This is a genomic window from Acinetobacter rudis (assembly GCF_031157835.1).
GTDB classification, from domain to species: domain Bacteria; phylum Pseudomonadota; class Gammaproteobacteria; order Pseudomonadales; family Moraxellaceae; genus Acinetobacter; species Acinetobacter rudis_A.
Window position 1 is genome coordinate 24,600 of record NZ_JAVIDR010000023.1, and the last position, 21,736, is coordinate 46,335.

Genomic DNA, 21,736 nt, shown 5'->3' on the forward strand with positions numbered 1-21,736 from the left:
AGTCGTGACTAAGCTGCTAAATTGAAGTCATTAGAGCTCTTTCAAAAGTCAAATAATAAACATCTTAAAATAAGTTATCACTCATATCCGCTACGTGTGAAGTGGCAGGGATGCCACTGTGATTAAGGACTATAGGGACATAGTCTCTTGATCACAAAAGGTTTTTGTTACTTTTGACCTTTCAAAAGTAAGGCATTGCCTACGCGTAAACATATCCTTCTGATCAGTCATATGCGGCCATGCCTACTTCAATATTTGTCTATTTTTTAATTTATGAAAGAGATCTATTACAAATAGGCGAGACCTTACTTTTTTCTTGGAAAAAGTAAGCAAAACCGCTTGTTGCTCACAGACTACATCCATGTAGTCGTGGGCAACAGTGGCATCCATGCCACTTTGCACGAATCAGATATCGAGTGTGTTTTTGATTTTTGATTTGTTTTTTAAATCTTTGCTTTAGATGTTAATGACGACGGCCCTGTAAACCACCACTATGAATAACTAAAATTCGCTTGTTGGCAGCAAAATATCCTTGCTTTAGTAGGTCGAAAATACCGTAGAGCATTTTACCTGTGTAGATTGGATCTAGAGGAATTTTCTGTTCTTGTTCAAATTGTTCCATAAAGTTTAGTAGTTCAGCTGAGGTCTTAGCATATCCTCCAAAGCAATAGTCGTCTCGAATAGACCAATTGGTTTTAGAGGTATAACCTTGCACAATATCGGTTAAAAAATTTCCTTTTAATGCAGAAAAACCCAGAATGTATTGTTTATTGTGACATGCCTCAATTAGACCTGTTATCGTGCCACCCGTTCCCACAGCACAGCAGATAATATCGTAATTGAGTTGATCTGTAGGACTCAGTATTTCACGTGTTCCTTGTATTGCTAAGTCATTGCTCCCGCCTTCAGGAATAATGTAGCTATTTGGAAACTGTCTTTGTAGCTGAGCAAGAAATTCAATATCTTGTTTTTTCTTATAATTTTCACGTGAAACAAAATGAAGTTGCATAGCATGTTGTTGTGCAGTGCTTAATGTTGCATTGAGTGGGCGATGGGCTAGTTCTTCGCCTCGAATAATTCCAATACTTTGAAAGCCAAAGTACTGGGCAGCATAGGCTGTTGCAGCAATATGGTTAGAATACGCACCACCAAAGCTGAGAACTGTTTTATAGCCTAAGCGCTGTGCCTCCATGAGATTATATTTTAATTTATAGAATTTATTTCCAGATATTTGCGGATGAATCAGATCTAATCGTTTAATTGTTAACTGTACTGGATATTCAGTACGAATTTTTTGGTAGATGACATCTTGTGCAATATTGTCAAAGCAAGTTTGCATGTTTTTTTAAAGACCGTCTAAAAGTACATGGCTTATTGTACATTGCTTAAAGAGAAGAGTTTGAGGAAATACGCTTACTACTTAATGCCTTTCAGCCAAATTGCCGCAATTAAGGTAGAGGTTTTGAATCGGTATCAACGGCGCTGATGACAGACATCCCAGGACGTAAATTTTCAATCCCTTTTTGTTCTGGGTCAATCTTGATTCTTACCGCAATTCTTTGCACAACTTTAGTAAAATTACCTGTCGTATTATCTGGTTTTAGTACACTAAATTCACTACCAGCAGCGGGTGATATTTGTTCAACATGTCCATAAAATTTTTGGTGATGAAGTGCATCTACTGTAAACCAAGCTTTCTGTCCAATACGCATATCCGCTATCTGTGTTTCTTTAAAATTAGCAATGACCCAAGTTTGTTTAGGAATGAGAAAAAGCAATTGACTGCCTGCTGAAACGTATTGTCCTAGACGTGGGCTGACTTCCCCAAGTTGTCCATCCATAGGTGCTGTAATCAGGCTATAACTCTTGGTAATGTTGGCTTGATCAAGTTGGGCTTGAGCACTGTGTACCTGTGCTTCAAGCCCAGCTTCGGCCACTTGTGCTGTTTTAAGTTGTTGTTCTGCTACCATAACATTAGCCTCTGCTTGTTTGAGTAAGGCGGCATTATTGGCTACGTCTGCTATGGCTTTGTCGAGTTCTGCCTTGGAAACAGCACCTGTATTACCTAACTGTTGGTACCGTTGTTGTTGGGCGAGCGTAAGTTGGTAAGCAGCACGAGCTTGTTCAACTTTAGCCAGTGTTGCTGCAAGATCTGCTTTATGTTGTGCGATTGCTTGATTTTGATTTACTTGATTATTTTTCGCTTGATCTAAGCCAGAGGTCGCTTGTAAAACTTTTTGCTCGTATGGGCTGTTGTCGATTTGCATTAAGATCTGACCTTTTTTTACCCAATCAAAATCTTTGACATTAACGCTTTGCACATAGCCATTGATTTGTGAAGATAGGACAGTGGTTTGACCTTTAACATAGCTATTATCCGTTTTCTGAATATTACTGTTGAAGGGACCAAGGTGCCATGCCCATAAAATAATCATTACACCCAAAATAAATACAGCGAGCATCCACCACAATACTGGTTTGGGGGTGGCGATCAACTTTGTCGGAGCCGATATTTTATTCATGCTAGGGGACTCTACATTGTTCGTTGAGTTGTCATGCTCAGGCTGCTGGGTAGGTGTATTCATGGGTTACTCGTGATTAGTTGAGCTGTTTGGGTTTAAGGTCGTTGAAGAATGATTCACTGCGATTGAACGGGTCTGCTGTGTACTACGGTAGAGTTGGTATTTGCTCCAAGCGATGTTGCTGCTTCCCCAGAGTAATAAGAACAATGCAAATAAACCATTTAATGCAATTACATCATTAAAGGCACGAACTTGGGATTCTTGGTTAATATCTTGATTTAATTTCTTTAAAGCTAAGCTGTGTTGTAACTGTGGATCAGCTTGGTAGTTTTGATAGAGTCGTTGATACTGTTGAATGCGTAGCTGAACAATTTCTTGCGTAGTATTGAGGTCGGTTAGCATTTGACTGCGATAATCTTGGCTACGATATTGCTGATAGGTTGAAAAGAATGAGCTACCGATTAGGCCACCAAAATTTTGTGTGGCAGAAAATAATACGATAAAGGTAATAACATAATGAGGCCCTTTACTGAGTGCCTTAGACATTCCTGTAAGGATTAATGGCCCAATAAAAGCACCACCTGCAAACCCAACTAAAAACTGACTTAAATAGAAGTTTTCTGGGCGTACATCACGGGTAAGGTGATAATCTAATCCGCAGGCGATTAAAATAAGAATCTCTGCAAATATTAATTTCAACAACATACGTTCACGTGAAAAACTGAGTGCGCTAAATATTGTTCCTAAGGCAATACCACAAAAAATTATACGATAAAGAGGAACAAACTGATCAGGCCCCATGCCCATACTTCGTAGAAAGTTTACCGTTGCATAGCTTTGTTCTGACATTAAAAATCGAATAGCAATAGCCCCTAAAATAAAATTCAGCATAGAACCGGTGCTAATCCAACGTGTCATGATGAGTGGATTGAGGCGATAATGTTCAAAGGCTAAACCAAGTAATAGGAGTGCAAAACCTGCAATTAGAAAATAAGCTAACCATGGTGTGTTTAACCACCATAATATTGGCCCTTGACTGAGAACAATACAAAAACAAGCAAAGGCAGTAGCCAAGAGTAGAAATGTTATAAAGTCTTTTTTCTCAAATACTTCAACTCTTAGACTACGAGGGAGTTTGAGTGCAACGACCATGGCTAAACAACATAGTGCTAAACCCAGTTCAAAGCGATATAAATTAGACCAATCATTTACCTCAATTAAGGCGGGGGAAATTATCCATGCCAATGGTAGTCCTAGTTGTTGGAAACCAAAAGCGAGATATATTGCCTTACCTAAATGTGCACGTTGAAAGGCTTGCATCATGTAATACATGCCTAAAGAACTTAATGGCGCGGCAACAAAACCACTGATAAAACGTGTAAAGAGCACCATGCCAAAGCTATGTACAAATAAATGCAAAATTAAAACAGCTATAAAAAAGATCAGACCAATTTCAGAAAATAAACGTAAGCCATACTGTTGTCGTGCTTTAAATAGAATCAGATTTGAGCTGACGTTTGCCATAACATAAACAGTTGGTATCCAAGCTGCTTCACTGGGGGTGAGGCCATATTCTCCTTGAATTTGTGGAAGATTCGCAGTAATAAAACCATTACTTAAACCACCAACCAAAGTGATGAATAATCCAATAATAAAGTATTGCATTCGTTTGGAGCGAGCATGAGCAATGCTAGCAGGTGAGCCAGGTAAAGTTGGGCGCTCTGCATCACTCCAATTCGGGGCCGGTTCAAGTAATCGAGGGGTTTTCATACAGTTAACCTAAGCTTGAATACCATTGATGAGTAACTCAATGGCACGTTCTGCTAAGCGAATTTGCGCTGCTTCATCTACACCTTGAAAAGAGGCCCTTAAAAGCGCCGTGACAAGTGCATAATCTTGACAGGTTAAATCTGCTCGACAGACTTTATGATGGATGGCTGAATCAATTAAGGGTTGTAAGATTTGATTACGTCGAACATAAATTTGTTTAAGTTCTGGGTCATCACTTTCTATTACCCGCCAATATTCCATCAAAGCTGTAAGATAAGGCAAATTATGAATATGGCTTTTTAATAACAATAAAAATCCATCTGGATACTGGGAAAAATGGGTTGCTTTTGCTTCTAATCGAGCTAAGGCTTGGTGCATTAATGCAAGCACCAGATCACGACGATCTGTAAAGTTACGATAAAACGTAGCACGCCCCAATTGAGCTTGATCGATAATGAGTTGTAGGGGAGCATTGATACCATGTTGTCTAAATATATGAATTGCGGCATTGAGTAGAAGTTCGCGATTCTGTATGGCTATCATTTGGCGTTTGTTCATGATAAGTGCTGTGAATTCTATATATAGATATTTAACGGACAATTTTGTCCGTTGTAAATTTTTTCATTATTGTTTTTTTGTAAACATACAGTGTCATTCAAATTACTCTGATTGATTAATAAATAGCCTCTTTTGCGCTGAGAGGTAGATTTTCATGTATATTTTAAAATAATTAAACAATATAATTTGTGTTGCAATTTAACTACAAAATTCTAGAACGGTTACAATGAAATTAAAAAATATGTTCTTTCTTAGTTTGCTGAGTCTTTCAATGATGAATACGCTTGCGGCAACTCTTGAGCTCTCGCCAAATTCTAATCAATCGCAAGGAAAGCTACCTTCAGGTCATGTCGATTTGACTTTTTTACTAAATAATGGGGATTGGGTGGAATCTATAGATTTACCTAAAAACCCACAGTCTGGAGATAAGGTGACACTGATTAGTCGAGCGACTTTGCCATCTAAAATTAATACCTCGAATACAGATATGCCACTTTCTTTGATGATTCAAAAAAATCAGATTTATAGTTTTGTGTTCAATGCACAAACTCAATTGTGGCAGATGCAATTTACAAAAAAATGGTCACCAAGCCAAAGTCCAAACTTTAACATGGGCATACCGCAATCAATTGTAATTTCAGATGATAACTGGGTTAGCAGTATACGGTTGCCACGACCTGTTGCGGATGGAAGTCTACTTAAGGTGTCATCAGAGAGTCATCGGATGAGCCGTATTCATAGTGATGGATTACTTTTTGCCAGTACTTTGAGTTTAAAAAAAGGAGAAGTCCATTGGTATAAATATTATCAAACATTGAACAGATGGGTCGCTGAATCAACGACTGCTCGGCAGTTTGATGTTAAAAAAATAGGGGCCAACATGGTCACTGTTAATGCAGCGGTTACACAAGTAAATTTTTCAGATAGTAATTGGGTTGAGAATTTTACTTTACCTGCAAGTGCACAAGATCGAGATCGTATTGTTGTGAATTCAACAGCTGCATGGCCTGCAAAAATTAATAATACCAATGTAAATAGCAATGTCAGTTTAAATCTATATCAAGGCGATCGTTACGAGTTTGTTTTTATCGCAGATATTGCAAAGTGGGTTGTTGATTCAGCACCAGTAACCGAAATTAATGCGCATCAACTGATTCCAGTACAACTCGCTGATGTTCGTTATCCAATGACTCATATTGAAATTGGGCATGCGAATTGGAGAAATGAATTTAGCTTGCCAAATAATGCCCAGATTGATGACAAAATTATTTTAAAGTCTAGTGCATTAAAAGCATCACAAATCAAAGTTGGAAATGGATTAAAAACCTTATTACGCCCAGGTGAGACACAGCGTTATCGTTATAGTGCACAAGGGTGGGTCATAGATAGTCATACGATTGATTTATTAATGGTATTGGATCCTGCGGTAGTTGAAAAGATTGGTGAAAGTGCTGCAAAACTACGTATGTTAGCTTCAATTGAATTAACAAATCTAACGGCACAAAATTCTCACGCGCAGTTCTATTTACGTCCAGCAGGCACATTAAATATGGCAGTTAAGGGGGAAAATATTTTCAAAGTGATAGAAAGCGTTTTGAAAAATCCTGTCATTAAAAACGAGCGTAATCGAGTTGGGGCTGACATGGTGTATTACGAAAGCAAAGATCTAGATACTGGCTATTGTGGATTGGGATATACCCCAATGGAGACACCTGTAGCCAATGATATGGTTGCACTTGGGATTAACAGTTGTGGTCTCACTGTTATGCGCCATGAGATTGGTCATAATTTTGGTTTACAACATAGTTTTGAGGAAGTTGATACAGTTCATCGTGGTTTTCAACATGTTTTAGGGAGCACTGCGATGGGAGGTAATACACTCAATTTTTACTCTAGTCCTAAGCTTTATAGTCCTAAGTATGCAGTACGTTTAGGTGAAGAAGGTAAAGTAGATGCGGTTACGTTGTTGAATAAACATGCACCTATCATTGCACAATTTAGAACAGCGAAGATGTGAGTAAACTGATGTACAAGTTGATATTGATCATCGTATTTGCTTTTAGCATATTATTGTTTTGGATACAGCAGTTACAATCCTCAACTACGTCTCCTGTTGCGGTTGAGCCCATGGTTAAACATTCTCAAGCACCCTCTCAAAGTGCGAGTGCCGTCGCCGTTGCTGTTGCGAGTAGGTGGAATAAAACGCCACAAATTGATCCATTAAAACCAATACAGTTATTTAAACCCTTGTCAAAACAACAAGTGGCAAATGACGCAAATTTTATTTTTAGCAAACGTTTACAACAAGCGGATAGTTATCCAATTGCATATGCGGAAGAGCTCATCGTCCAAAGACATGTTGGTGATCAGGTGCAATTTCAAGTACCAGAACTGGGTATAGATGTTATTGGTGTAATCAATAGTTTAACTGCGGTAGATGAAGATATTCATCGTTGGAGTGGACGTATTTTACATTCACCTTATAACTTAACCTTTAGCATTCTACAAAGTGAAAAAGATCACTACAGTATTGTGCAACTCCAAACAGCCCAAGGTTTATATGTGGCAGAAATTAAAAATGGTTTGGGTGTAATTCAAGCAGATCGTGTTGATTTGGATCATGATCAATAATTTTGATTATTCTATTTAAGATTTAACTTTGAGGCAGGAAAGATTCCTGCCTATTTTATTATATAAAAAAGTTATCAATAATCTTAAAATTAATCATTTTAAGTTTTTATTTTTTTCACTTAAATTAAATGCTCTTATATGCCATAGAGTAAGGACTTATGCAGAGTCAACATGATTTAAATCAAAAACAATATCATGATAAATCAGAAGCTTATTTAAATAGTGCTACACATGCTCAGGGTGTTGAGTTTAGTAAAATGCAGCAGGTTTGCCGTAATTATACGCAAGCTGAATTGCTGGATTTAGGTTGTGGTGGAGGTCATGTAAGTTATCAAATGGCCTCAGCGGTTGAGTCAATTATTGCATATGATTTATCAGTAGAAATGCTGCAATTAGTAGAAGCGCAAGCACAACAGCGAGGGTTGCATAATATACGAACTCAGGTTGGGGTGGCAGAGCAATTACCATTTGCAGACCATAGTTTTGATATTGTGATCAGTCGTTACTCTGCTCATCATTGGCAAAGTCTAAAAAAGGCGTTATCTGAAGTACATCGAGTATTAAAACCGAAGGGGACCGTAATATTTTTTGATGTTTTGGGAAGTTGTGACCCTATGTTGGATACATTCTTGCAATGTATAGAGATGATACGTGACCCTAGTCATGTGCGTGATTATAGTCTTTCAGAATGGTTGGAATGGGTTGAATATTATGGATTTGAGATTGACGTTATAGAGAAACAATCATTAGCGCTTGATTTTAAAGCATGGGTACAGCGTATGAAAACACCTGCAATGGCTGTTGAAACCATTCGTGAGTTGCAAGAAAAAGTATCAGATCATGTACGTGATTATTATCAAATTCAGTCAGATGGTAGTTTTACTAGCCCAACAATGTATTTACAAATGAGTAAGGCTTAAGGTTTAAACAAAAAAGTTGAGTATTAACTAGAAAAGTTGATTGTGTTGCTTTTCATGCAAGTTTTATAATGGCGATTCTTTGAGTATAGCCGAAATAGAGCGTGTGTTATGGAAACATTATGGGTTGTGGCTTCAATAGCTTTAGCACTTATGCTAGGTGCAATGAGCCCTGGACCGACCTTTATATATGTGGCTAAAAACTCAATTGCAGTTTCAAGGCAACATGGTTTATTTACAGCGTTGGGAACAGGCAGTGGAGCAGCGCTTTTTGGTTTACTTGCTGTGTTGGGCTTACAAGCTGTACTACTTGCCGTACCATCTGCATATTTGATTTTAAAAGTATGTGGTGGTTTATATTTGTTATGGTTGGCATATAAGATTATTCGTCATGCTAAGGACCCGTTAGGAGCAATTGATCATACAGTCAAACCGATGAGTTATGCACAGGCTTATCGTTTGGGCTTAGTCACACAATTGAGTAATCCAAAGACTTCAATCGTTTTGGCCGGTATTTTTACTGCTTTATTACCTAAGGAAATTCCAAGCTATTTTTATGTGTTGTTACCTTTGCTGTGCTTTTTTATAGATGCTGGCTGGTACTCACTTGTTGCTGTGGCTTTATCTGCAGAAAAGCCACGTCAAGTCTATTTGAAATTTAAAACAGGTTTTGACCGTTTAGCTGGTGGAGTTATGGGCTTACTCGGCTTAAAGCTCATATTTGGTATGAAGTAACGACACTTTAATTGTTTTTTAAGCTTTCTGGCATGGGAATTTCTACATATTCCCATTCCAAGTCTTCTTCACAATTGGACACAGCACAGATAGCTTCCTGATACTTTTCTTTTCCCATGCTTTTTTCAGCTAAATTTCTATAGTACTCTGCTTTTTTTGAATCTTGCAGCTCCACAGGTAACCGAAAGTGATATTCATCAACTAATCGCATTTGTGCAGCACTTGAACCTTGTTGTGCTGCTTGCTCCAATAAAGATATATATTGTTTTTGATCAGTATATTCTATAAGAAGTGCACTTAAATAAGATGCTTGAGCATTTCCTTGTTGAGACAATTGCCGCAAAGGCTGTAAAGAAATATCTTGTAGAATATCACGATCTTGTGAAAACAGTGACCATTCAACCAAGGCTAATAATGCACTATGATCACCACCTTGATTTAATTTTTTCATCTGTTGAATAAAGTCTTGTTGTTGCTTTGAAAATAATTTTTTAATCTGTTTTTCATCTTGTTTGAGTAATGCATTTTTATAGGCAGCATTAATCGGCGCTGTTTGAATTTCTTTAGCGTCAACTAACATGAGCGCTGCAAAGTCTTGTTGTAATTGTTGCACGGCCTTTGCAACAGCAGGTGTATAAGTTGTTGGTATGGTAGTGGCATAACTGAAGTTTGAAATACTAAAAAGTAAAGTGCTACACAGTGCCAGAATGAAACGTATCATGTAATTTTCTTCCTTGAGACAGCTTATTGAGTATACAGAAGAAATTGTTTTTAAAATAAAAAAGGCTCTTTAAGAGCCTTTTTTATGAGTGAATATGCTTAACTCACTTTATCGCCTGGCTGCGCACCTTGGTCTGGAGAGATAATAAAAATACCCTCGCCATTGCCAGCTGCCAGTACCATACCATTTGAGATGCCAAAACGCATTTTACGTGGTGCAAGATTTGCAACAAGAACGACGAGTTTATCGGTTAAGTCTTCAGGTGCATATTGACTACGAATTCCACTAAATACATTGCGAGGCTCAGCTTCGCCTGCATCAAGTGTAAGTTGTAATAGTTTATCAGAGCCTTCAACTGTCGTTGCAGCCAAAACTTTGGCAACACGAAGATCAACTTTAAGGAAATCATCAATTTTGATTGTTTCTATTTCAGTTGAGCTCACTTCAGCTTTTTTCTCGACAGTTTTTTCTTTTTTCTTTTCCACTTTAGCTGGTGTTGTGGTTAATGAATCTTTTGAAGCTTCAACCATTGCATCAACTTTAGTTTTATCTACACGCTGCATGAGTGGCTGGAAGTTTTCAATTACATGCGCCAGTAAAATGTTTTGACGTGAAGCGAAATCAAACTGTTCAAGTTTTAAGAAGGTTTGTACTTGATCTGCTAAGGTTGGCAATACAGGGGCTAAATACACAGCAAGTTGACGGAATAAGTTAATTCCAACTGAACAAACATCATGTACTTGTTGAGCTTCACCTTCAATTTTGGCCAAAGCCCAAGGTTTTTTCTCATCAATATATTGGTTTGCACGATCAGCAAGCGCCATAATTTCACGAATAGCACTTGAAAACTCACGTGCTTCATACGCTTTAATAATTGAATCACCAGCATCAATAAAGCTTTGTACTAACTCAGGTTCAGTGCATTGGGATGATAAGGTGTTGTTAAAGTCTTTGTTAATAAACTTGGCACAACGACTCGCAATATTGACCACTTTACCAACTAAGTCAGAATTTACTTTTTGCACAAAGTCATCAAGATTAAGGTCAGAATCTTCTACTTTATCTGATAGTTTTGATGCGAAGTAGTAACGTAAGTGCTCAGGGTTTAAGTGCTGTAAATAGGTTTCAGCTTTAATAAATGTACCGCGTGATTTTGACATTTTTTGTCCGTTAACAGTCAAAAAGCCGTTAACAAACAAACCAGTAGGTGTACGGTAGTTTGCACCTTCTAACATTGCAGGCCAAAATAGAGCATGGAAATAAACGATATCTTTGCCAATGAAGTGGTACACCTCATTCTTAGAATCTTTTTTCCAATAATCATCAAAGTTCAAGTCTGGACGTTTGCTTTTGATATAGTTTTCAAAACTTGACATATATCCAATTGGTGCATCTACCCAAACGTAGAAATATTTGTTTGGTGCTTCTGGGATTTCGAAACCAAAATAAGGTGCATCACGAGAAATATCCCAATCAGATAAACCTGCTTCAAACCATTCATCTAATTTATTTGCAATTGAAACAGGCAGGCGGCCTTGATCACGTGTCCATTGTTGTAGATATTCTGAGAAATCAGGTAATTTAAAGAAGTAATGATCTGATGATTTTTTAATCGGTGTTGCACCACTTAAAGTTGAACGTGGATCAATTAATTCTGTTGCATTATAAGTTGTGCCGCATGATTCACATGCATCGCCATATTGATCTTCTGTTTTACACTTTGGACAAGTCCCTTTAATAAAACGATCTGAGAGGAACATGCCTTTTTCAGGGTCAAAGAGTTGACTTACAGGGCGTATAGCAATATGACCAGCATCACGGTTTTTAAGATAAATTTCAGATGCACGGGCTCTATTGGCTTCACTGTGTGTTGAATCATAATGATCGAATTGAACACGAAAACCAGCGAAATCACGTTCATGATCTTGTTGAACATTCGCAATTTGTTGTTCAGCACTAATATTATTTGCTTCAGCACGTAGCATGATGGCAGTACCGTGAGCGTCATCAGCACATACATAAGTCACCTGATGTCCCATTGCTCGCATGGCACGAACCCAAATATCCGCTTGGATATAACCGAGTAAATGACCCATGTGGATCGGTCCATTAGCATATGGTAAAGCGTTGGTGACTAATATATTTCTCACGGATTTAATACTCTCTTAGCGCGTGAAGATAAGGAAGTTGATTCTACCTGATGCGATCAAGGAAAACAAAGCTCAGCTTGAGCTTAGTGGCAAAAACACATGTCTGAATAAAGCATATATTCCTCACTGACATTTCATCGCATTTAACGCTAAACTAAGCATTGTTTTGTATTGATGAATATCTGGAGTAACGTTTATGTCGTGGTTATCTTCTCTTAAATCTGTGTTTAAGCCTGCGCAAGAGGTGAAACTAGAAGACGTACAACAAGTGCTACAGTCTTTTGTCTTGGCGCATAATGGTGAAAAGCTTCAGGAGCGAATTAGCCAAATTAATCTACAAGACCGTATTTTACAATTGACGATAAATACGCTTCCCGAAGAAGCAGAGCATCTGCAAAGCATACACGACAGTTTGGCAGATGCTTTAGAACAATGTGGTATTCAAGAGCTAAATTTACACGTTATTCAACAGAAAAAAGCGCAGTCTTCAGCTTGCTCCTCAAAATCAACATCATCAAGTGTGAAAGCAGAACAACTTCCTTTGGTTACAGATGCAGCAGCATCGACTACAAAAACATCAGAAGTAGAGGTCGACCCGAATAATCCACCTATTGAGCGTGCAGCTCCACAACAACGCAATGTCCCTAAGCACCCAAGAATTCAACATGTTATTTTAGTTTCGTCTGGTAAAGGGGGGGTAGGTAAGTCTACGACTACTGTGAACTTGGCTTTAGCGATGAAACAGTTAGGTCTTAGTGTTGGAGTCTTAGATGCTGATATTTATGGGCCGAGTATTCCAACGATGTTAGGTAATGCGGGTCAAACCCCTATGATTGAGGCTGAACAGTTTGTACCCCTAGATGCATACGGCATGCCTATTCTTTCTATTGGACATCTAACCGGGGATCACAATACACCTGTGGCTTGGCGTGGACCAAAGGCGACAGGGGCATTAATGCAGCTTTTTAATCAGACTTTATGGCCAAATTTGGATGTGCTTATGATTGATATGCCACCAGGAACAGGTGATATTCAATTGACACTAGCACAACGAATACCTGTAACAGGGGCGGTAATTGTTACAACACCGCAAAATGTAGCTTTAATGGATGCGACCAAAGGGATTGCATTGTTCAATAAGGTCGATATTCCTGTTATGGGCGTTGTGGAAAATATGTCTACACATATTTGTTCTAATTGTGGTTTTGAGGAACAAATTTTTGGTACAGGTGGGGGGGATAAACTCTCTGAACAGTATGATATTCCTTTACTTGGTCGTTTACCTTTAAGTGTATCTATTCGTGAAAATGCTGATGCAGGAAAACCATCTGTGATTGCTGGAGATTCAGCAGCTGAAAGCTATTTAATGATTGCTGAGAAAATTATTGCGATGTTGCCGAAAGTTGAAGCTGATCCACAGCGTATTTTTTAAGCGTATATAGTTATATTATCGAGTCTTATTTTTGTGATCCGGAATAAAAAATAATATTCTTTGATCACAAAATATAAGCGTAATTTTAGTTAAATAGAATTGTTTGAAATTTAATTTTTAATATATCTTTTAAGGAAAAGAGCTATCGAAATACATTTTTTGCTGATTATGACGCTCCAGTTCAAAAAACGACCAAAAAACTATATAAATTAACTTATTGAAAAATAAAAATAAAAAATAGTAATTAAGAATGGTTATGATGTTTTACAATTATTTTTTTGCCAAGTTGATGAATCTGCTCTAGTCTCCACAGGTCCATAAGGAGGGCATCAGATGGTTTCATGGTTTTTTATCGGTTTGGTGGCGACAGTATTATTAACGCCTGGTCCAACCAATACATTACTAGCATCTTCTGGTATTCAAGTTGGATTTAAGCGTTCTTTTAATCTCGTTCCAGCAGAAGCTTTGGGCTATTTGTGTGCAATTAGTTTTTGGGGCTTTATCATTGGCTCAATTCCCGCACAATATGCTTTTATTCCTGCGTTACTCAAACTGTTTAGTGCAAGCTATATTTTTTATTTGGCACTAAAATTATGGCGTAATAAAGCAGAAGATATTCAAAATACGCAAGTGACGATTAGTGTACGTGAACTGTTTTTAGCAACTTTACTTAATCCGAAGGCATTATTATTTGCATCAGCTATTTTTCCAGTAACTGCATGGAAAAGTATGACGCTTTATAGTGCACATATGTTGACCTTTTTATTACTTATAGTGCCTATCGCATGTTTTTGGATTTATATTGGGTCTATTTTAACCAATAATAAAATTTCATGGTTAAATCAAAATAATCTACAAAAGGCAGCTTCAGTTGTTTTAGTTTTTTTCTGTGTTCCACTCGGTTATTCAGCGATTAGTAGTTTGTAATTACTAGCTGACTGTGTACAAATACGATTTATAAAATTTTTTGTGTTCCTCAGCATTGAATCAATGATTTTACTATGGAAGATTTCTTTCAGTGCTGATTTCAGTTAAAGTACAGCGCTATACAGTAGAGCTTTTGGAAAATATTGGAATGGCAATTAAATCGGATCGTTGGATTCGTGAAATGAGCGAAACACAAGGGATGATTGAACCCTATGCAGCGCAGCAAGTCCGCGTTAATGAGCAAGGTGAGAAAATTGTGTCTTATGGCGTATCAAGCTATGGCTATGATGTTCGTTGTGCACGTGAATTTAAAGTGTTTACCAATGTACATTCAGCTATTGTTGATCCGAAAAACTTCGATGAGAATAGCTTTATTAATATCGAATCGGATGTATGTATAATTCCACCGAACTCTTTTGCTTTAGCGCGTACAGTGGAGTATTTCCGCATTCCTCGTAATGTATTGACAATCTGCTTAGGAAAATCAACCTATGCGCGTTGTGGAATAATTGTGAATGTGACTCCGCTTGAGCCTGAGTGGGAAGGTCATGTAACTTTAGAATTTTCTAACACCACCAATCTACCTGCACGTATTTATGCTGGAGAAGGTGTTGCACAGATGCTGTTCTTTGAAAGTGATGAAGTCTGTGAAACCTCATATAAAGATCGTGGTGGTAAATACCAAGGTCAAATGGGTGTAACTTTACCTAAAGCATAACGTTTTGTAGAACAACAGCTAAAACTATTATTGGGTATAGAGATAAGCCTAATCATAGTGATAAGAAAGAAAATGTGCTTGTTTGATGATCATGCCAGTCAGTGATACTGACTGGCATTATTTTTGAATAAGGTTATTTTGTTTAAATCGTATTTGCATAATGAGTTTTATGTATTTAAGTATCAACATGATTTAATTTGCATCATTATATTAAAAATTACTAAAAAAATTCGTGAGCTAATACAAGAATATGCAACACAATCTGCTTGTCTTTGACCAATTAGACCCACTTTATGAGTTTATCGCCACTTGTATCTTACTTTATTTGTTTTACTATGTTGTTCATTGAATAAAAAATTAAATGCTGCAACTAAAGGTAAAAATACGCGATTAAATTAAAGTGAATGGATGAACACTGATGATCGCCATGCCAGCAGCACAGGGAGGGCAATGTATTGTGAAAACAAAATTAACAGCTTTAAAAATAACATTGACCAGTTTATGTGGGCTATTCTGCAGCTGGGCTGTCGCCTCTACGCCATTAGTCGAATTGGATGATGAACAACTGGCTGCTACACGTGGGCAGGCGTTATTGAGTCTGTCTTATATATCACCTCAAGATCAATATAATTTTGAAGCACAGCGGGTGAATGGAGATAAATCCGTTGGGTTTTATAAATTGGGTCTAGAGGCAGATGTTGCATTAAATGCTAATGTGCGAAAATTACAGTTGGGCTGTGGTGGTGTGAATGGTATTAATGGCTGTGATATCGACATTGATAATCTCTCTCTGAGTGGCTTAAAAACAGATGCAAATGGAAAGATGTTACCTATGACCAGCGCTGAGCGAGCGTCATCTTCGGCACAGTTAAGTAATCCCTTTATTGAATTTGCGATAAAATCGCCTGATCAAACCTCAACACGTGAAGTGGTAGGCTTACGTTTAAGTGCAGAGAAAGTTGTTGGTTTGTTGACTGCGGGTAGCAATAATACTGAAGCAAACGGTATTAATAGCTTATCTGGTTATTTAAAAATTAATGGTTATGGAAATGCAACAACCTCTGATGGTGTTTTTGGTTTAAAACCTGGTGAAACAGTCCGTTCTTATGCCGATATTAATCTTCCAGTGTGTAGTGGTTGTGGTTCAATGCAAGGTTATATTGCTGGTTATGGGGCAAATGATAGTAAAAATACTGGATTAAAAATTCCCTCAATGAAAGCCCCATTTCAAATAAATAATGCAGTGGTGAGTGGAACACGCATGACAGCAGCAAATGTTAGCGCAATTGCACAGATACCCAGTATTCCGATTAACTCAAATTCTGGCCAACTTGGTGTAGCCTTAGATCAGAAAGCTTGTAGTTTTGTTATTGCTTGTGCTCAGTACACTTTTATTAAACTTAATACTTCCGTGGATAATTTAACAGCCAACATTAATTTTAGTGAAGGGCTAGGATATATTCATAATTTACCTATTAGTAGTGCAATGTATTTAGGCTTACAAAAACAACAATTACGTTGGCCTGGTGCTGAAGAAGTAGCAAACAGCGGTTGGTGGTTATCATTACAGGACCCTGTAAATTTAGGTGATATTTCTCCGCGTGATAAAGTGGATATCTCTTCTGTTTACCCACAGTTTGCTAAACTTTTAGGTGAAAAATTAGCTGAAGACCAATACAAAATTAAAATTGGTCTTGCAGATGGCATTAGTGCCATTTTCCAAGCAGGGATTAGCAAAAATATTTCTCCAATTAATATGCAAGGAGAAAGTGTCAATATTGCGTTGAAAAACCTTATTCTTGAAACGCAAAATGTAACACCAAACTGTTATGGCGGAATGCGTTTTTGCTAGTCTGATCAATTTTTTAGTTCTTTAAGCATTTCGTCGGAAATATCGTTTTATTCAGATGTTAATTTTGCATGATCATTAAAATAATTCTAGTATGTGTGATGGAAAACACTAAATTAAATTTAAAAGGTGATAGATCTCAGGATGTGAGATCAATTATAAAATGATGCGGAGCATCATAAGATAAGGAAGGTCATGATGACAAAGACAGATCTTAGTATTTTTAAAGCAAGTTTGTTGGCGAGCTTGGTCGGCTTATGCCTTTCTTCAAGCGCTATGGCATTGGAAGTATTAAGTGATGATCATTTAAGTGAGATGACAGGTGCTGGAATTGCTATCTTACCTCAAGACACGTATTTTGTATTTCGTGGTGAGGGGGCCGATGAATCGAAGGCCAGCTTGTTTTCAGATCGTAGTAAAGATACTGGATATTTCCACTTCATTCCTGTTGGTCCATTGACCTTAGCCGCACAAGATACCAATAAAGATGGCGTGGTTGATAGCCGAGATCACTCTGTGGGCAAAGCGGATTTATATGTTTATGGTTTAGCATTATCTCGTTCTGACAATAATAGTAATAGCCGTTTAGCCAATAGTGAGGAGCTGGCTAAAATTCGCAGTTGGGGGACAGCCTCTAATCCGTGGATTATTAAAGTTGCCACAGAAAATAATGTGCCTAATTTTGGGCCAAGCAATTGTAGTGGGGCAGGTGATAGTAGTTGCCAAGTATCTTATTTGAGTCTCGAAGCGCCAGCATATGAAGTCGGCACACGTGATGTGGCGGGAGAAGATGCCTATAAATTAAAATTGGCGACTTGGGTTGATGCATTTGTACTTGATCAGACCAAAACTGCAACAGACCCTAATTTATATCATTTAGGGGAAAAACCAGGAAGTTCTGACCCAAATCGAGCCAACCGATTACGTTTACAAGCAATTTGGAATAATTTTAGTATTAATGGTAGTCGTATTCAGCTCTTTCAAACTTTAGCAGGAGCAACTGATACCGGTGGAATGACCCCATTTTATAACAATACACTTGGTGGTACGGTGTTACTGCGTTTAAACAGTGGTGATGGTCAAGGAATTACAGCACAAAGCCCCAATATTTTGCGTTTAAGCACGCGTGAAATGACCAATAGCGCTAATTTAGAAACGCCTGCAATTCATGGGGTTTCTGCACCTGTATTTGATGCGAATGAAGGGTTATTTGTACAAAATTTAAATGTCAATTTAGCATTAGGAAGTTTATTTCAGCCAATTATTTTGGGTTCTGATGGTAAAAATTTCAGTTTAGAAGTCGCTCGTATTCCCAATAAAGCTGAGATTTACAAAAAAATCTATACCAATTATGACAATATTGATCCGAGCAGTAATGGTGGCTATTACGGTTCAACATGTAATGTTTATCGTTGTGGCAGCAATGGCAACAGTCTTTATCAAGGCAATAATGCAACCCATAGCAGTATTAGCTTTGGGACAACTCAATATGATCCGAGTAAAAATCTGCTCACTGCTGATAAAGGAAAAACAGCAGTTGGTATTTCATTTGGTCACCCAAATCCAGTAAATCTACCCACAAGTTCACCGACGTTGAATATGGGGTCTGGTGTAATTGACGGTGTGCTGATTCAACACCTAAAAATTACCACGAAAGGCCTATAGGAGGGGGAACGATGTATAAGTGCTTAGTTCTATTTTTTGCATACTTAACCAGTATGACCCTCCATGCTGATTTGATTGCACTTGATAATCAGGCTCTACAAGCAGTAGAAGGGCAGGCTGGTGCTGATATTTCATTAAAAATAACAATGAATCAAAGACCTGATGGAAGTTATGATCAAAATTTATGTTCCGATGCTGGCTACTGCCATTTTGCATTGGGGGTGAATAATCGTTATGTACAGTATCAGGCTGGTGATAGTGACAATTTATGGAGCAAACCTAGTAGCGATTCAGGACGTAAACTCTGGCTGGTGTTTAAAGGTACACAAGGTATGCTCAATATCCAACGTTTAGGTTTAGATGGTGTCGATTTACGCTATAAGGATAAAAATAATATGGAAATTTTAAAGCCATCTATACAGTTAAGCGTGACTGCTGCTACACCATTACAAATACGTAATTTTGGTTTTGATGCAATTTCTATTGAGCAAGATTTGTTTGTAAGTAGTGCAAATCAGTCTACAAGCAGTAATCCTGCCGATTATGGATATTTAAAGTCAACACGTTATTCAAGCTCTACTGCGGATTTCAATACAGGAAAATCATCAGCTTATGATCAAGGACGCGAAACTGGTTTTATGGGGTTGCGTATGAATGGCAATATGGCACTCAATAGTAAAGTGATGGTTTTTGGTTGTGATGCGAGTCATGGGCGTTGTTAATAACGGATGAAGTAGGGGATGAATTACGTGGAACGTATTAATCAAACTCGAAAGACATGGGTGTATTCTTACTTGGGGCTTGTGATTGGGCTTATTATGTCACAGGCACATGCTTTACAAGCAATGGATGATGGTGCCTTGCGCGCAATTGATGGCCAAGATGGAGTTAATATTAATTTTGAATATGACAAAATAAAAATAGATCAATTGGCTTTAAGAGATCAGGTCTCTACTGAGGCAACGCGTCCACAAGGGTTAAGCGCACAGCTCAATCAAATCACGATTGATCGGGGGCAATTAGCCGATGGGAAGAAGTTGGGTGCTCAGCTAGGTTTTGATGTATATAGCGGCGCTACAGCTCAACCAGGATTAAATCTGATTGTGCAATCTACTTTGGGAAAAGTACGTGCCGAACAATTCATGTTATGTGCGAGTCAAGATTGTACAATTACACAGTCACTTGGTGCCTTTGAATTTGAATCTTATAATCCAACGCAATTCAATATGCTCACAAGCAAAGGTCTGTTTAACCAAGATAGTAAGGCTGTTCTGGGGCTTTCAATTAAAGATGCCTCACTCGCTTTATTACAAAAAGATCAAAATGGTGTTGCTCACAAGTTTGCTCTACAAAACTTTACTTTCAATTGGAACAGCACAGGATACATGTATGTTGATTCACAGGCCGGTTTAACCCTTAAAACAGGTACAGATGGTTTTGCTGATTTTCAACGTGATGATACAACTGGTCGATCAGGGGTAAACCTAGAGTTTGGGGTTAATGGACAAGGACTCATTCGAGGTGGAATGAGTGGTCGTCTTGTGAATGGTTTTGTTCAGTTTGGTGCAGGTAAGAATCCATCAGAGCTGTTGGCAACTACAGCGAATAATAATACGGGTGCAAATGGTGTAAAACTGCGAATTGAAGGGCAGTTTACCAATGATCTTGATCAACTCGGGGATAAAGCAACTACCTTAGAGCTAGGCAGTGCAGGTCAATACGCTTATGGTCTACGGTTTGAAAATATCACTGCATTACGTACGCGTAGTAATGTGGTGGGAAATGAACAGGGAGATCTGGCTTTAAGTCATGAGCGTTCAGGCATAAGCATGGATGGTATTTATTTGAATCTTGTAAATAGCTCCATGATTAAATTACCAGAAAATATGGTTTTAAATAATATTTATTTGGGTACAAATAGTGGTGCTAAAGCAAGTAAATTAGTACAAGGTACTGATTATCAGCAACTACTTGCGCAGACTGCTGTGAATCCTTATAGCGCAGTACTTGCTTTGCGTCAGGTTGATTTAATGGCTATGTCTAGACGTGGGCGTTTTATTGCTACCCCAGATATTACAGTCAAGGACCAATTACCATCAACAGAACCTACTAAATGGGGTTTAGGTATTCCTATTCATAATTTGAATGCCAATATTGCGGTTTATGGTAAAACTTCTGATGGTGTAAATGATTTTATTGCAACTAAAGATGCCAATAACATACCAATCTTAAAAGCAGTGAAGGGCTCAGAGCGATTAGGGTTTAGTGCAGCTGTGAGCACGCAAGGTGTAAGCAGTGATGGTTCAAAAACGACCTCGTTACTACTTATAGACGGTTCAGATAATAATAATTATGCCAATGGTACGGTAACGCCTACAGATTATTACCTTGGAATTCGTAATATTGACATGCTGTTTAATGGTTATGGCAGTATTGGTTTGGAAAATGGTCAAGTCAATGTCAGTATGCCTGATTTGCGTTTAGTGGTTGCGGCACAGCTAGCAGCAGGATATTTGCCAGGTGCGAAGTATCGGAGTTGCCCAAGCATGGGGGGTGTTATGCACCATCCAACAGTTTTATTCGTAATAATGATGTGCTTGCTGGTATTAAAATACGTCTTGCTGGTGCAATGAATTTCGCCGTGATACCACGTAGTAATGTACTTGGAGCAAATAATAATCTTCCTGCAAGTGAATTAGGCTTTGTTGGAATGCTTAATTTAAATGCCAATACTTTCATGAATAATGCTATTCAGTTGGTAGATGCTGATGGTTCAACCCTAGGCCTAGATAATCTTTCTGGTGCGATTGCATTTGATAATCGCTTGGCTTTGACCAAGGACAGTATTCAGGTTGGAACCAGTTTTGTATTTAATCCCCAAAAAACGCCTGATGCTGTATTAAGAGCAAAAGATATTAATCTTTATCCTGCAAGTGTTGTGAATGATAAAACCATTGTGGGGAATCCACAGCGTTTAGGTGAATTTGCTATTACGGGCGGGCGCTTAGATACACAAATGAGCATCACTCCACGTGATACACCATTTAAATTCTAAGCTTTTGAATTGACATCCTCCCCGACCTAAAGGACGGTGATTCCTCCTGCTAGACGCTTATGTCCAAGCGCAAGTATGTTCAGTGC

The 21,736-nt window shown here is 38.1% G+C and carries 17 protein-coding genes and 2 pseudogenes; 13 read left to right on the top strand and 6 right to left on the bottom strand.

Annotated elements, in window-relative coordinates:
* Positions 1 to 463: 463 nt before the first annotated feature.
* From RFH42_RS14930 to RFH42_RS14945, 4 genes are all read right to left on the bottom strand, one after another.
* The gene (locus tag RFH42_RS14930) at positions 464 to 1,339 is read right to left on the bottom strand and encodes a 1-aminocyclopropane-1-carboxylate deaminase/D-cysteine desulfhydrase (protein ID WP_308976595.1); all 876 of its coding nucleotides are present in this window, start codon (positions 1,337 to 1,339) and stop codon (positions 464 to 466) included.
* A gap of 109 nt (positions 1,340 to 1,448) precedes the next feature.
* On the bottom strand, positions 1,449 to 2,585 hold the full coding sequence (locus tag RFH42_RS14935; RefSeq protein WP_374990841.1) for an HlyD family secretion protein: 1,137 nt from the start codon (positions 2,583 to 2,585) through the stop codon (positions 1,449 to 1,451).
* Positions 2,586 to 2,588: 3 nt separating this feature from the next.
* The gene (locus RFH42_RS14940; protein ID WP_308976596.1) at positions 2,589 to 4,292 is read right to left on the bottom strand and encodes an MFS transporter; all 1,704 of its coding nucleotides are present in this window, start codon (positions 4,290 to 4,292) and stop codon (positions 2,589 to 2,591) included.
* Positions 4,293 to 4,301: 9 nt separating this feature from the next.
* Positions 4,302 to 4,850, bottom strand: coding sequence for a TetR/AcrR family transcriptional regulator (locus tag RFH42_RS14945; protein ID WP_308976598.1), 549 nt, complete (start codon positions 4,848 to 4,850; stop codon positions 4,302 to 4,304).
* Positions 4,851 to 5,076: 226 nt separating this feature from the next.
* Between RFH42_RS14945 and RFH42_RS14950 the strand changes: the two genes are divergently transcribed.
* The 4 genes from RFH42_RS14950 to RFH42_RS14965 all read left to right on the top strand — a co-directional run bounded on the left by RFH42_RS14950 (position 5,077) and on the right by RFH42_RS14965 (position 9,133).
* Positions 5,077 to 6,867, top strand: a complete 1,791-nt coding sequence (locus RFH42_RS14950) for a zinc-dependent metalloprotease family protein (RefSeq protein WP_308976599.1) — start codon at positions 5,077 to 5,079, stop codon at positions 6,865 to 6,867.
* A gap of 8 nt (positions 6,868 to 6,875) precedes the next feature.
* Positions 6,876 to 7,481: a metalloprotease secretion chaperone CpaB gene (cpaB, locus tag RFH42_RS14955; protein WP_308976600.1), complete on the top strand. Its 606-nt coding sequence runs from the start codon at positions 6,876 to 6,878 to the stop codon at positions 7,479 to 7,481.
* A 158-nt stretch (positions 7,482 to 7,639) separates the two neighbouring features.
* Positions 7,640 to 8,401, top strand: coding sequence for a class I SAM-dependent methyltransferase (locus tag RFH42_RS14960; RefSeq protein WP_308976601.1), 762 nt, complete (start codon positions 7,640 to 7,642; stop codon positions 8,399 to 8,401).
* Positions 8,402 to 8,509: 108 nt separating this feature from the next.
* Positions 8,510 to 9,133, top strand: a complete 624-nt coding sequence (locus RFH42_RS14965; protein ID WP_308976602.1) for a LysE family translocator — start codon at positions 8,510 to 8,512, stop codon at positions 9,131 to 9,133.
* Positions 9,134 to 9,140: 7 nt separating this feature from the next.
* Here RFH42_RS14965 and RFH42_RS14970 read toward each other — a convergent pair whose 3' ends face one another.
* Together RFH42_RS14970 and metG are read right to left on the bottom strand one after the other, a co-directional pair.
* Complete coding sequence (locus RFH42_RS14970; protein WP_308976603.1) at positions 9,141 to 9,854, bottom strand: sel1 repeat family protein; 714 nt, start codon at positions 9,852 to 9,854, stop codon at positions 9,141 to 9,143.
* 98 nt (positions 9,855 to 9,952) lie between these two features.
* A complete protein-coding gene (gene metG, locus RFH42_RS14975) occupies positions 9,953 to 12,004 on the bottom strand; it encodes a methionine--tRNA ligase (protein WP_308976605.1) in 2,052 nt (683 codons plus the stop codon).
* Positions 12,005 to 12,200: 196 nt separating this feature from the next.
* On the opposite strand from metG, the gene apbC reads away from it, so the two are divergent.
* The 9 genes and pseudogenes from apbC (at position 12,201) to RFH42_RS15015 (ending at position 21,650) form a co-directional block, all read left to right on the top strand.
* Complete coding sequence (apbC, locus tag RFH42_RS14980; RefSeq protein ID WP_308976606.1) at positions 12,201 to 13,436, top strand: iron-sulfur cluster carrier protein ApbC; 1,236 nt, start codon at positions 12,201 to 12,203, stop codon at positions 13,434 to 13,436.
* A 333-nt stretch (positions 13,437 to 13,769) separates the two neighbouring features.
* On the top strand, positions 13,770 to 14,363 hold the full coding sequence (locus RFH42_RS14985) for a LysE family translocator (protein ID WP_308976607.1): 594 nt from the start codon (positions 13,770 to 13,772) through the stop codon (positions 14,361 to 14,363).
* Positions 14,364 to 14,511: 148 nt separating this feature from the next.
* Positions 14,512 to 15,081: a dCTP deaminase gene (dcd, locus tag RFH42_RS14990; RefSeq protein WP_308976619.1), complete on the top strand. Its 570-nt coding sequence runs from the start codon at positions 14,512 to 14,514 to the stop codon at positions 15,079 to 15,081.
* A gap of 418 nt (positions 15,082 to 15,499) precedes the next feature.
* Positions 15,500 to 16,933, top strand: coding sequence for a hypothetical protein (locus RFH42_RS14995; RefSeq protein ID WP_308976608.1), 1,434 nt, complete (start codon positions 15,500 to 15,502; stop codon positions 16,931 to 16,933).
* A 195-nt stretch (positions 16,934 to 17,128) separates the two neighbouring features.
* A pseudogene (locus tag RFH42_RS15000) lies at positions 17,129 to 18,484 on the top strand (hypothetical protein); the annotation flags it as partial.
* Between the two features lie 24 nt (positions 18,485 to 18,508).
* Positions 18,509 to 18,595, top strand: a pseudogene (locus RFH42_RS16955) (hypothetical protein); the annotation flags it as partial.
* Between the two features lie 11 nt (positions 18,596 to 18,606).
* Complete coding sequence (locus RFH42_RS15005) at positions 18,607 to 19,317, top strand: hypothetical protein (RefSeq protein ID WP_308976609.1); 711 nt, start codon at positions 18,607 to 18,609, stop codon at positions 19,315 to 19,317.
* A gap of 27 nt (positions 19,318 to 19,344) precedes the next feature.
* Positions 19,345 to 21,228, top strand: a complete 1,884-nt coding sequence (locus tag RFH42_RS15010) for a DUF6160 family protein (RefSeq protein ID WP_308976611.1) — start codon at positions 19,345 to 19,347, stop codon at positions 21,226 to 21,228.
* Positions 21,225 to 21,650, top strand: a complete 426-nt coding sequence (locus tag RFH42_RS15015) for a hypothetical protein (protein ID WP_308976612.1) — start codon at positions 21,225 to 21,227, stop codon at positions 21,648 to 21,650. The genes RFH42_RS15010 and RFH42_RS15015 overlap by 4 nt, the downstream gene beginning before the upstream one ends.
* Positions 21,651 to 21,736: the final 86 nt, after the last annotated feature.